General features: G+C 74.2%; 8 protein-coding genes. 5 read left to right on the top strand and 3 right to left on the bottom strand.

All coding sequences use genetic code 11. The features are described from left to right. Positions 1–304: 304 nt before the first annotated feature. Together disA and radA are read right to left on the bottom strand one after the other, a co-directional pair. Positions 305–1,363 carry a DNA integrity scanning diadenylate cyclase DisA gene (gene disA, locus J8403_RS19830; protein WP_050993876.1) on the bottom strand — a complete coding sequence of 353 codons (1,059 nt, stop codon included), beginning with the start codon at positions 1,361–1,363 and terminating at the stop codon, positions 305–307. Between the two features lie 397 nt (positions 1,364–1,760). Beyond that, complete coding sequence (gene radA, locus J8403_RS19825) at positions 1,761–3,188, bottom strand: DNA repair protein RadA (protein ID WP_211124349.1); 1,428 nt, start codon at positions 3,186–3,188, stop codon at positions 1,761–1,763. A 246-nt stretch (positions 3,189–3,434) separates the two neighbouring features. Here radA and J8403_RS19820 point away from each other — a divergent pair, with 246 nt between their 5' ends. Beyond that, positions 3,435–5,153: a BACON domain-containing protein gene (locus J8403_RS19820; protein WP_211124348.1), complete on the top strand. Its 1,719-nt coding sequence runs from the start codon at positions 3,435–3,437 to the stop codon at positions 5,151–5,153. Positions 5,154–6,161: 1,008 nt separating this feature from the next. Here the strand turns inward: J8403_RS19820 and J8403_RS19815 are convergent. After that, complete coding sequence (locus J8403_RS19815; protein WP_211124347.1) at positions 6,162–7,043, bottom strand: DUF3109 family protein; 882 nt, start codon at positions 7,041–7,043, stop codon at positions 6,162–6,164. A 204-nt stretch (positions 7,044–7,247) separates the two neighbouring features. Here J8403_RS19815 and J8403_RS19810 point away from each other — a divergent pair, with 204 nt between their 5' ends. From J8403_RS19810 to ilvD, 4 genes are all read left to right on the top strand, one after another. Next, positions 7,248–8,177 carry a Ppx/GppA family phosphatase gene (locus J8403_RS19810; RefSeq protein WP_211124346.1) on the top strand — a complete coding sequence of 310 codons (930 nt, stop codon included), beginning with the start codon at positions 7,248–7,250 and terminating at the stop codon, positions 8,175–8,177. A 534-nt stretch (positions 8,178–8,711) separates the two neighbouring features. After that, complete coding sequence (locus tag J8403_RS19805; protein ID WP_211124345.1) at positions 8,712–9,557, top strand: sugar phosphate isomerase/epimerase family protein; 846 nt, start codon at positions 8,712–8,714, stop codon at positions 9,555–9,557. Further along, the gene (locus tag J8403_RS19800; protein ID WP_211124344.1) at positions 9,554–10,183 is read left to right on the top strand and encodes a TetR/AcrR family transcriptional regulator; all 630 of its coding nucleotides are present in this window, start codon (positions 9,554–9,556) and stop codon (positions 10,181–10,183) included. The genes J8403_RS19805 and J8403_RS19800 overlap by 4 nt, the downstream gene beginning before the upstream one ends. A gap of 425 nt (positions 10,184–10,608) precedes the next feature. Continuing rightward, positions 10,609–12,459: a dihydroxy-acid dehydratase gene (ilvD, locus tag J8403_RS19795; protein WP_211124343.1), complete on the top strand. Its 1,851-nt coding sequence runs from the start codon at positions 10,609–10,611 to the stop codon at positions 12,457–12,459. Positions 12,460–12,506: the final 47 nt, after the last annotated feature.

Raw genomic sequence — 12,506 nt, 5'->3', positions numbered from 1 at the left:
CGGGGCTTCGTCCCGGACCCCGTGTCGGGGCTTCGCCCCTTCCTGCGGCATCGCTATGCGGCTCCGCCGCGTGGCAGGGCTCCGGCCCGGGCCCCGGGGTCCAGGGGCGGAGCCCCACAACCCGGCCCCTCCGGCGTTTGAGGAGCGGGGTCCAGGGGCGGGGCCCCACAATCCGGCCCCTCCGGCGTTTGAGGAGCGGGGTCCGGGGCGGAGCCCCGGCGGGGGCCGGGGGCCGGCCCCGGTTTCGGGAAGGGGCGGGTAGGGGACCAACCCGCCGCAGGCGCCCAAACCCAAACGGCAGACCCTAGACGTACCGCTCCAGGATGGACGACTCGGCCAGCCGCGACAGCCCCTCGCGGACCGAGCGCGCCCGAGCCTCCCCCACCCCGTCCACCATCTGCAGATCGTCCACGCTCGCCGCCAACAGCTTCTGCAGGCCCCCGAAATGCTCCACCAGCCGCTCGATGATGGCGCCCGGAAGCCGCGGCACCTTCGCCAGCAGCCGGAAACCGCGCGGCGAGACCGCCGAGTCGAGGGTCTCGGGCGAGCCGGTGTACCCCAGCGCCCGGGCCACGATGGGCAGTTCGAGCAGCTCGGTGTGGGTCAGCCGGTCGAGTTCGGCGAGCGCGTCGGCCACGGTACGGGTGCGCTTGGCGGTCGGCTCGGGGACGTAGTCGCGCACCACCAGCTCGCGCTCGGGCTCCACGCCCGCGATCAGCTCGTCCAGCTGGAGGGAGAGCAGCCGGCCGTCGGTGCCCAGCTCGACCACGTACTCCGCGATCTCGGTGGCGATGCGCCGGACCATCTCCAGCCGTTGTGCGACCGCGCTCACATCCCGGACGGTGACCAGGTCCTCGATCTCCAGGGCCGAGAGCGTGCCCGCGACCTCGTCGAGGCGGAGCTTGTACCGCTCCAGGGTGGCCAGCGCCTGGTTGGCGCGGGAGAGGATCGCCGCCGAGTCCTCCAGGACCCGCCGCTGGCCGTCCACATACAGCGCGATCAGCCGCATCGACTGGCTGACGGAGACCACCGGGAACCCGGTCTGGATGGAGACGCGCTGCGCGGTGCGGTGCCGGGTGCCGGTCTCCTCGGTGGCGATCGCCGCGTCCGGAACCAGCTGCACCCCCGCCCGCACGATCTTGGTGATGTCCTTGTCGAGGACCAGCGCGCCGTCCAGCTTGCACAACTCGCGCAGCCGGGTCGCGGTGAACTCGACGTCGATCACGAAGCCGCCGGTGCACAGCGACTCGACGGTCTTGTCGGTGCCGAGCACGATCAGCCCGCCGGTGTTTCCCCGGAGGACGCGCTCGAGGCCGTCGCGCAAGGCCGTGCCGGGCGCGACCGCGCTCAGGGAGGCACGCATCAGACCGTCGGCCTTGCCGGGTGCCGTTGCCCGGTCGCCTGCTGCCACTGCACTCCTCCGTCGCAAGGTCTGTCGGTGCCGCCAGTCGCCCTGCCATGCCGGTGTGCGAGGCCACGTATGGGCGAGACCAGGGCAAAGTCTACCGGCGGCCACCGGCCTCCCGTGGGGTCTCCCGGCGTACGCCCGTAGGTGTGAAGCGGAGTGCGGCTCCCCCTGTGTCGCACACCACCCGGCTCACCGCCCCCTCGCGTACGCCCTCACCAGCACACACCACCGCACACGGCCTGTCACCTCGGCCGCGGTCGTCCGCCTCTCGGCCGCGGTCGTCCGCCTCTCGGCCGCGGTCGTCCGCCTCTCGGCCACGGTCCTCCGCGCCTCGGCCACGGTCCTCCGCGCCTCAGCCGCGGTCCTCCGCCGCGTCCGCCCGCGCCTTTTCGCCGCGCTCGCGGCGCCGCGGCAGCACCCGCAGCGCGTCCCCGATGTCCGCCACCTCCAGCACCCGCATTCCGTCCGGGATCCGGCCCGGGTCGCTCGGCACCAGGGCGTGGGTGAAGCCGAGCCGGGCCGCCTCCGACAGCCGCCGCTGCACTCCGGTGACCCGCCGGACCTCGCCCGCGAGCCCCACCTCGCCGATCGCCACCAGGTTCTTGGGCAGCGGGGTGTCACTGGCGGCGCTGGCCAGCGCGAGCGCCACGGCGAGGTCGGCGGCCGGCTCCGACAGCTTCACCCCGCCCACCGTGGCGCTGTAGATATCCCGCTTGCCCAGCGCGCTGATCCGGCCGCGCTGCTCCAGGACGGCCAGCATCATCGAGACCCGGGAGGTCTCCAGACCGGAGGTGGTGCGGCGCGGGGAGGGGATCTGGGAGTCGACGGTGAGCGCCTGCACCTCGGCCACCAGCGGTCGGCGGCCCTCCAGGGTGACCGTCAGACAGGTGCCGGGCACCGGCTCGTCGCGGCGGGTGAGGAACAGCCCGGAGGGGTCGGCCAGCCCGGTGATGCCCTCGTCGTGCAGCTCGAAGCAGCCGACCTCGTCCGTCGCCCCGTAGCGGTTCTTCACCCCGCGGACCAGGCGCAGCCGGGCGTGGCGGTCGCCCTCGAACTGCAGGACGACATCGACCAGATGCTCCAGCAGCCGGGGTCCCGCGATGGCGCCGTCCTTGGTGACATGGCCCACCAGCAGCGTGGACATACCGCGCTCCTTGGACGCGCGGATGAGTGCCCCGGCCACCTCGCGCACCTGCGCCATCCCGCCGGGCGCGCCGTCGATCTCGGGCGAGGCGACGGTCTGCACCGAGTCCAGGACGAGCAGCGAGGGCTTGACCGAGTCGAGATGGCCCAGGACCGCGGAGAGGTCGGTCTCGGCGGCGAGATAGAGATGCTCGCTCAGCGCGCCGATGCGGTCGGCGCGCAGCCGCACCTGACTCGCCGACTCCTCACCGGTGATGTAGAGCGTGCGGTGCTCCTCGGAGGCGGCCTTGGCTGCCACGTCCAGCAGCAGCGTGGACTTGCCGACCCCGGGCTCCCCGGCGAGCAGCACGACCGCGCCGGGAACCAGGCCGCCGCCGAGCACCCGGTCCAGCTCGTCCACGCCCGTGCCGCGCGCGGTGGCCTGACGGCCGTCGACCTGGCCGATGGGCAGGGCGGCCGAGGTGACCCGGCCGGGCGCGGTGGTGCGCACCGCGGGCGCGCCGTACTCCTCGACCGTGCCCCACGCCTGGCACTCCGGGCAGCGGCCGAGCCACTTGGCGGTGGTCCAGCCGCACTCCGTACAGCGGTAGGAGGGGCGGTCCTTGGCGGATGAGCGGGAGGAGCTACGGGCAGCCATGCCCGTAACGCTAGCGTCGGCCACCGACAGAGCCGAACGGCGGCGGTGAAGGCCCCTTCACGGGCCCTTTCGCCGCCCTCTCAGCGGCCCTTCCCCGGCCTTGTCGGAGGGCGCGGGGCGCATAGCAGGTTACGGCCGGCGGAGGGGGACACCTGTCCCCTTATGAGGGAGATGGTCACCCGTAAGGGTTAAAACAGTGCAAGTGGCGCGAGGAAGTCTGCATCATCCGCCTACCGTCGCCGGGTGATGAGCAGCAGGTCCGAGCACTCGACACAGACCACCGGCGCACAGCGGGTGCGGCGCCGTGCGCCCCGCTCCACCACCACCCGCCCCCAGCGCCCGCCCGAACGCTACGAGCCGTATCTCGACGGCCTGTTCACCTACTGCCTGTCGGCGCTGTGCGAGCACGACGCGGCCGCCGTCGCGGTGGGCGATGTGCTGGCGGTGGCCGAGCGCCGCCCCGGCCGGGGGCGGGGCCGGGTCACCGCGGAGGGCGAGCTGTCCCGCCCCTGGCTCTACGCCGTCGCCCGCTGGGCCTGTCTGCGCAAGCTGGCCGAGCGCCGCGGCCGTACGGGGACGGACACCCCGGGCGACGGCGCCGGGGCGGAGCTGCCCGAGCCCATCGCCGCCCAGCGCCGTCGCGAACTCGCCGCGCTGGCCTGGCCGGAGGCCGCCGGGACCACCGCCGAGCAGCGCGAGGCGCTCGAGCTCGCGGTGCGCCATCGGCTGGGCGCCTCCGAGGTGGCCGCCGTGCTCGGCAAGGACCAGGAGGAGACCCGCGCCCTGCTCTCCAGCGCCGCCTGCGAGGTGGAGCGCACGCGTGCCGCGCTCGCCGTCGTCGAGCTGGGCCACTGCCCGGTCGTCGCGCGGCTCGCGGGCGACACCCAGGTGCTGCTCTCCGCCGCTCTCCGCCGCGAGCTGGTCCGCCATGTGGACGACTGCCGCGAATGCCGCCGGATGGCCGAGCGGGCCACGGCCGACGGACCCTGGCCCGGTACGGCGGCCGCGCCCGCCGCGCTGCCGGTGGTGGAGGCCCCCCGCGCCGCCGTGCACGCCGCGCTGCTGAGCGCGCTGAGCGGCCGCCCCGCCCGCGCGGGCGCCGGCCCGCGGTTCGACCGGCGCGGCTTCCCGCTGGAGCCCCAGGACCGGGCCGCCCGCCGCAGCCGGATGCGCAGCCGCGCGCTGACGACGACGGTGGTGGCGACGGTCGTCGCGGCCCCGGTGCTCGCCCTGTGGGCCGCCTACCGGGGCGCCCCGCTCGCCGGTGACGAGCGCGACACGGACTCGGTGGCCGCCGCCGAGGTGGACGGCACGGACCAGGCCCCGGCCGGTCAGGACCGGCCCGCCCGAGGCTCGTACGAGCGCGGCGGCAGCGCGCAGGACCGTTCCGGCACCCAGATCGGCTCCGGCCCGCGGAGCGCCAAGGCGGGCCGCGGGGCGTCGGATGTGTCGGTCGAGGTCATCGGCGTCGACGGCGCGGTGGCGAGTCCGGGGCACAAGGGCAAGGGCGGCGAAGCGTCCCGCCCGGACGGCTCCCCGGCCGGCGGCGGCCGCCCCGGCGACGGCTCAGGACCGTCCCGGCCCGCCCCCGGCCCGGGGCGGCTCACGGTCACGGCGCACCCCGAGGGCGAGGTGACGGTCATCACCCTCACCGCCTCCGGCGGCTCACCGGTGCACTGGTCGGCCTCCGCCGGGGCGTCCTGGCTCCAGCTGAACCACACGGGCGGGGTGCTGCGGCCCGGCGACTCCACGACCATCACGGTCTCGGTGGACCATGGCCGGGAGCCGGCCGGTCACTGGAGCGCGCGGGTCTCGGTGGACCCGGCGGGCGCGGTGGTGCTGATCGAGGGCCGCGGCGCCACCCCCGAGCCCACCCCCACCCCCACGGGTCCCTCCGACAACCCGACCCCAACTCCGACCGACCCGTCCCCCACCCCCTCGGGTTCGGCCGCCGCGGGGCGTTGACGCGGGGCGTTGACGCGGGGCGCTGGCGCGGGGCGCTGATGCGGGGCGCTGGCGCGGGGCCCGGCCCCATCAGCCGACGGGCGACCCCGGAGGCGTCGACCGGCGGGTCCAGGGGGTGTCCGACGAGCCGCGCCGCGACGCGGGCGCCGCTGCGGCGGGCTGTTCCCCTCCCCGCCCCTTCCCGAAACTGGGGCTCCGCTCCAGACCCCGGTCGGTCCAGGGGCGGAGGCCCTGCCCTACGGCGGCCGCAGTCACGCGGGCGGAGCCCACGCACCGCGACCGCCCGGCGGGTCCAGGGGGTGTCCGACGAGCCGCGCCGCGACGCGGGCGCCGCTGCGGCGGGCTGTTCCCCTCCCCGCCCCTTCCCGAAACTGGGGCTCCGCCCCAGACCCCGGTCGGTCCAGGGGCGGAGGCCCTTGCCCTGCGGCGGCCGCAGTCACGCGGGCGGAGCCCACGCACCGCGACCGCCCGGCGGGTCCAGGGGGTGTCCGACGAGCCGCGCCGCGGCGCGGGCGCCGCTGCGGCGGGCTGTTCCCCTCCCCGCCCCTTCCCGAAACTGGGGCTCCGCCCCAGACCCCGGTCGGTCCAGGGGCGGAGGCCCTTGCCCTGCGGCGGCCGCAGTCACGCGGGCGGAGCCCACGCACCGCGACCTGGTCCTCAGCCTCCGCTGGCGGAGCCGCAGCCACGAGGCGGAGCCGCATGGCGATGCAATCCAGCCCCTCCGGCGTTTGAGGAGCAGGGCCCAGGGGCGGAGCCCCGGCGGGGGCCGGGGCCGGGCCCCGGTTTCGGGAAGGGGCGGGTAGGGGAAAGATCCGCCGCACACCCACGTAGCCGCGCCGGGCATGGGCGGTGACGAAGTCCACCCCACTGGCCGCCCGCGCTGACGGTGGGCACCGCCGAACCGGCCAGGTGGGCCGGACGGGCCGGACCGCCCAGGTGCGCTGGGTCGGCAGGGCCGTCCGCGTCAGCCCGTCGGACCGCCCTCGTCAGCCCGCCGGACCGCCCCCGTCAGCTCTCCGGATCCGCCGGATGCGGAGCCACCAGCGGCAGCGACGACGCCAGCCGCTGCTCGCACAGCTCGGCCAGCCGGTCGTATCCCGCCTTGCCCATCAGCTCCGTGAGTTCCGGCCGGTACGACCGGAACACCGGCTCCCCGGCCCCGTGCGCCGACGTGGCCGACGTGCACCACCAGTGCAGATCGTGGCCGCCCGGCCCCCAGCCGCGCCGGTCGTACTCGGCGATGGTGACCCGCAGCACCCGGGTGTCGTCCGGGCGGTCGATCCAGTCGTAGGACCGGCGCACCGGCAGCTGCCAGCAGACGTCCGGCTTGGTCTCCAGCGGCTCGCGCCCCTCCCGCAGCGCCAGGATGTGCAGGGCGCAGCCCGCGCCGCCCGCGAAGCCCGGCCGGTTCTGGAAGATGCACGAGCCCTTGTGGCGCCGGGTCTGCCGCTCGCCGTCGTCGTCCTCCTGGACCCACCCCGAGGCGTGCCCCACATCGTGGAACTGCCAGATCTCCGGGGTCAGCCGGGCCATATGGCGGCCGACCCGCTCCTCGTCCTCCTCGTCGGAGAAGTGCGCGCCCAGCGTGCAGCAGCCGTCGCTGGCCCGCCCCGCCTGGATGCCCTGGCAGCCCTGGCCGAAGATGCAGGTCCACCGGGAGGTCAGCCAGGTCAGATCGCATCGGAAGAACTGCTCGTCGTCGGCCGGATCGGGGAATTCGACCCATGCGCGGGCGAAGTCCAGACCGACCTCGTCCTCGGCGGCCGCGGCGGCCCCGGCGCCCCCGGCGGCCGCGGCATCCTCGGCCCCGGACGGCATCGGCTCCTCGGCCGCCCACTCCGGGGCGGTCTTCCGGCTTTTGCCCTGCTTCGCCTTTTTCGTCTTTGCCACGGTGCAAGGGTAGGCCCCTCGGCCAAAAGCCGAAGGTGGGGACCGCGCCCGGGATCGGCGGCGCGGGGCGCGCCCGGGATCGGCCGATCGATCGGCAGGGGATCGGCCGCCCGAGCGCACGGCCGTACGCGATCGCACGCGACCGCACGCGATCGGTGGGGGACCTGTGCATGACACCGAGGGTGGAGCAGTAGCGTTCACGCTATGAGACTCGGTGTCCTCGACGTGGGTTCGAATACGGTTCATCTGCTTGTGATGGACGCCCACCCCGGCGCGCGCCCGCTGCCCGCGCACTCGCACAAGGCCGAGCTGCGGCTGGCCGAACTCCTCGACGGCGCCGGGGCCATCGGCCCCGAAGGCGTCGACCGCCTGATCACGGTGGTCAAGGAGGCGCTGGAGGCGGCCGAGGACAAGGGCGTCGAGGACGTCCTGCCGTTCGCGACCTCCGCCGTCCGCGAGGCGTCCAACGCCGATGAGGTCCTGGCCCGGGTCACCGAGGCGACCGGTGTGCGGCTCCAGGTGCTCAGCGGCGCGGACGAGGCGCGGCTCACCTTTCTGGCCGCCCGCCGCTGGTTCGGCTGGTCCGCGGGGAAGCTGCTGGTCCTGGACATCGGCGGCGGCTCGCTGGAGATCGCGTACGGCATGGACGAGGAGCCCGACGCGGCGGTCTCGCTGCCGCTGGGGGCCGGCCGGCTGACCGGTTCCTGGCTGCTCGGCGACCCGCCCGACCCGGCGGAGGTACGGGCCCTGCGGCGCCATGTGCGGGCCGAGATCGCCCGGAGCGTCGGCGATTTCAGCCGTCATGGGACGCCGGACCATGTGGTGGCCACCTCCAAGACCTTCAAGCAACTGGCCAGGATCACCGGCGCCGCGCGCTCCGCCGAGGGGCCGTACGTGGAGCGCCGGCTCACCCGCCGGGCGCTGGTGGAGTGGGTGCCGAAACTGGCCGCCATGACCACCGAGGAACGGGCCGCGCTGCCCGGCGTCTCCGAGGGCCGGGCCGGACAGCTCCCGGCCGGGGCGCTGGTGGCGGAGGCCGCGCTGGATCTGTTCGGCGTGGAACAGCTGGAGATCTGCCCGTGGGCGCTGCGCGAGGGCGTCATCCTGCGCCGCCTGGACCACTTGCCCATGTGACCACGCAGCGTCACCGGGGCCGGGAGTGCCGGCTGCGGGCCGGATAGCCCCGGTAGCGGGGCTGGAAGGCGGTGGCGCCCGGGCCGGAAAGCCCCGGTGGCGGGAGCTGGAAAGCGGCGGCGCCCTGGTCGGCAAGCCCCGGTGGCCGGACCGGAAACCGGCGGCGGCCGGGGAGGAAGCCCCCGGTGGCGGGGCCGAAACCCCCGGCGCCCGGTCCGGGTAGCGGTGGCGCCCGGGTCGTGAAGCTCCGGTGGCGGGGCTGGATGGCGGTGGCGCCCGGGCCGGAAGCCCCCAGTGGCCGGGCCGGAATGCCCCGGCGCCCGGCCCGGGTGGCGATGGCGCCCGGGTCGTGAAGCTCCGGTGTCCGGGCCGGAAAGCGGTGGCGGCCGGATCGGAAAGCCCCGGTGCCCGGGCCGGAAAGTGGCGGTGACCGGGCCGGAAAGCCCTGGTGGCCGGGCTGGAAAGCGGCGGTCGTTCAGCCGCAAGCGCCGCCGCGGTTCGGCTGCGGAGAGCAGCCGCCGTACGCTGTCCCTCGTGACAGAGCCAGTGGTGCGCATCCCGGATGCGAAGGTCGCGCTGTCCACAGCCTCGGTCTATCCGGAGTCGACGGCGACGGCCTTCGAGATCGCGGCACGCCTGGGCTACGACGGCGTCGAGGTCATGGTGTGGACCGATCCGGTCAGCCAGGACATCGAGGCGCTGCGTCGGCTCTCGGACTACCACCAGGTGCCGATCCTCGCCGTGCACGCTCCCTGTCTGCTGATCACCCAGCGGGTCTGGTCGACCGACCCGTGGGTCAAGCTGCAGCGGGCGAGAGCGGCGGCCGAGAAGCTCGACGCGTCCACCGTCGTGGTCCACCCGCCGTTTCGATGGCAGCGGTCCTACGCCCGCGAGTTCGTCAGCGGAATCTGGCGGATGGCCGATGAGACCGATGTGCGGTTCGCGGTCGAGAACATGTACCCGTGGCGCTATCGCGATCGCGAGATGCTGGCGTACGCCCCGGACTGGGACGTCACCCAGGACGACTACCGCCACTTCACGATCGACCTGTCGCACACCGCCACCGCCCGTACGGACGCGATGGAGATGGTGGACCGCATGGGCGACCGGCTGGCCCATCTCCACCTCGCCGACGGCCAGGGCTCCAACAAGGACGAGCACCTGGTGCCCGGGCGCGGCACCCAGCCCTGCGCCGAGCTGCTGGAACGGCTCGCGGCCACCGGTTTCGACGGCAATGTGGTCGTCGAGGTCAACACCCGGCGGGCCATGTCCACCGCCGAGCGCGAGGCCGACCTGGCGGAGGCCCTGGCCTTCACCCGGCTGCATCTCGCCTCGCCGACCTCGGCCAATCCGCCCAGCAGGGCGGTGCCCGGGTCGTGACCCCCGCCTCATCCGGGCCCGCCACGGGCCCGCGCAAGCGTGGCCGCCCGGCCCGTACGAGCGTCCCCGACGGCCCCGGCGCCCGCGATCGGATCCTGACCGCGGCGCGCAACGAGTTCGCCGAGCGCGGCTACGACAAGACCTCGATCCGCGGCATCGCCAAGGCCGCGGAGGTGGACCCGGCGCTGGTCCACCACTACTTCGGCACCAAGGAGCAGGTCTTCGAGGCGGCCATCGAGCTGATCTTCGCGCCCGCCATGGCCGCCCCGGACGCGGTGCACGGCAGCCGGGAGGGCGCGGGCGAGCGGATGGCCCGCTTCATGTTCGGCATCTGGGAGAACCCCGTCAGCCGGCTGCCGCTGCTCGCCGTGATGCGCTCGGCGCTGACCAACGAGACCGCGGCCGTGGTGCTGCGCGGCATGATCGAGCGCCGGGTGCTGCTGCGGATGGCGGGTGAGCTGGACGTCCCGAACCCCGAGTTCCGGGCCCAGCTCGCGGCCGGCCACCTCATCGGGATCGCGATGCTGCGGTACGTGATCCAGATGGAGCCGATGGCCTCGGCGGAGGTCGATGACATCGTGGCCATGGTGGGGCCCACCCTGCAGCGCTATCTGACCGAGAGCTGATCGCGGACGGGCCGGTCCTGACCGTCCGGCGCTGACGGAGAGCTGATCGCGGACGGGCCGGTCCTGACCGTCCGGCGCTGACGGAGAGCTGATCGCGGACGGGCCGGTCCTGACCGTCCGGCGCTGACGGAGAGCTGATCGCGGACGGGCCGGTCCTGACCGCCCTGCGCTGACGGAGAGCTGATCGCGGACGGGACCGCCCCGACCGCCCGGCCCTGACCGAAAGCTGATCGCGGACCGGCCGGTCCCGACCGCCCCGCGCTGACCGAGAGCCGACCGGGTCCTTCCACACAGTGACCCCACCGTCTCTGGATCCGGACGGACCATCCGGATCCATGGACACAGGCGTAGGCTCAGAAGACTCCGATCCGCATTGCCGGGCGTCCCCTTCGCAGGACGCACGTATCACGAGGGAGCCGAGCACCGTGCCCGAGCTGAGGTCTCGCACCGTCACCCATGGCCGCAACATGGCGGGCGCCCGCGCCCTTATGCAGGCGTCCGGCGTAGCGCGCGAGGACTTCGGCAAGCCGATCATCGCCGTGGCCAACAGCTTCACCGAGTTCGTGCCCGGACACACCCACCTCCAGCCGGTCGGCCGGATCGTCAGCGAGGCGATCCACGCGGCGGGTGGCATTCCGCGCGAGTTCAACACGATCGCGGTGGACGACGGCATCGCCATGGGCCACGGCGGGATGCTCTACAGCCTCCCCTCCCGCGACCTGATCGCCGACTCCGTGGAGTACATGGTCGAGGCGCACTGCGCCGACGCGCTGATCTGCATCTCCAACTGCGACAAGATCACGCCCGGGATGCTGATGGCCGCCATGCGGCTCAACATCCCGACCGTCTTCGTCTCCGGCGGCCCCATGGAGGCGGGCCGGGCCACGCTCGTCGACGGCACCGTCCGCAAGCTGGACCTGATCAACGCGATCTCGGACGCGGTCAACGAGAACGTCTCGGACGAGGACATCCTCCGCATCGAGAACAACGCCTGCCCGACCTGCGGCTCCTGTTCCGGCATGTTCACCGCCAACTCGATGAACTGCCTGACCGAGGCGATCGGCCTCTCCCTGCCGGGCAACGGCTCGGTGCTGGCCACCCACACCGCCCGCCGGGCGCTCTACGAGACCGCCGGCCGTACGGTCGTGGACATCACCAAGCGCCACTACGAGCAGGACGACGAGACCGTGCTGCCGCGCTCCATCGGCACCCGCGCCGCCTTCGACAACGCCATGGCGCTCGACATCGCCATGGGCGGCTCGACCAACACGATCCTGCATCTGCTGGCCGCCGCCCAGGAGGCAGGTCTCGACTACGACCTCGACGACATCAACGAGGTCTCGCGCCGGGTGCCCTGCCTGGCCAAGGTCGCCCCGAACGTGGCCCCCGGCGGCACGTACTACATGGAGGACGTGCACCGCGCGGGCGGCATCCCGGCGATCCTCGGCGAGCTGTTCCGCGCCGGGCTGCTGAACGAGGACGTCCACTCCGTGCACAGCTCCTCGCTCGCCGACTGGCTCAAGACCTGGGACGTGCGCGGCGGTTCGCCGTCCGCCGAGGCCGTCGAGCTGTGGCACGCGGCCCCCGGCTGCAAGCGCTCAGCCACCGCCTTCTCGCAGTCCGAGCGCTGGGACACGCTGGACACGGACGCCGCCGGCGGCTGCATCCGTGACCTGGAGCACGCCTACTCCAAGGACGGCGGGCTGGCCGTCCTCAAGGGCAATCTGGCCGTCGACGGCTGTGTGGTGAAGACCGCGGGCGTGGACGAGTCGATCTGGACCTTCGAGGGCCCCGCCGTGGTCTGCGAATCCCAGGAGGAGGCCGTCGAGCGGATCCTGGGCAAGCAGGTCAAGGAGGGCGACGTGGTCGTCATCCGCTACGAGGGCCCCAAGGGCGGCCCCGGTATGCAGGAGATGCTCTACCCCACCTCCTTCCTCAAGGGCCGGGGCCTGGGCAAGGCCTGCGCGCTGGTCACCGACGGCCGCTTCTCCGGCGGCACCTCGGGCCTGTCCATCGGCCACGCCTCGCCCGAGGCGGCGTCCGGCGGCACCATCGCCCTGGTCCGGGACGGCGACCGGATCCGCATCGACATCCCCGGCCGCACCATCGAACTCCTGGTGAGCGAGGAGGAGTTGGCGGCCCGCCGCGAGGCGCTCGGCGGCGTCTACGCCCCGAAGAACCGCGAGCGCAAGGTGTCCACCGCCCTGCGCGCCTACGCGGCGATGGCCACCAGCGCCGACAAGGGCGCGGTCCGCGACGTCAGCCGCCTCGGCTGACGGCTGACCGCGACATCAGCCGCCTCGGCTGACGGCTGACCGCGACA

The sequence above is a fragment of the Streptomyces yatensis genome (genome assembly GCF_018069625.1).
GTDB lineage: Bacteria > Actinomycetota > Actinomycetes > Streptomycetales > Streptomycetaceae > Streptomyces > Streptomyces yatensis.
This window is presented reverse-complemented; position numbering and strand designations above follow the sequence as displayed.

Coding starts and splice junctions, on each gene's coding strand:
- disA (WP_050993876.1), bottom strand. CDS start 1,363: ATGCGTGCCTCCCTGAGCGCGGTCGCGCCCGGCACGGCCTTGCGCGAC.
- J8403_RS19820 (WP_211124348.1), top strand. CDS start 3,435: ATGAGCAGCAGGTCCGAGCACTCGACACAGACCACCGGCGCACAGCGG.
- radA (WP_211124349.1), bottom strand. CDS start 3,188: ATGGCTGCCCGTAGCTCCTCCCGCTCATCCGCCAAGGACCGCCCCTCC.
- J8403_RS19810 (WP_211124346.1), top strand. CDS start 7,248: ATGAGACTCGGTGTCCTCGACGTGGGTTCGAATACGGTTCATCTGCTT.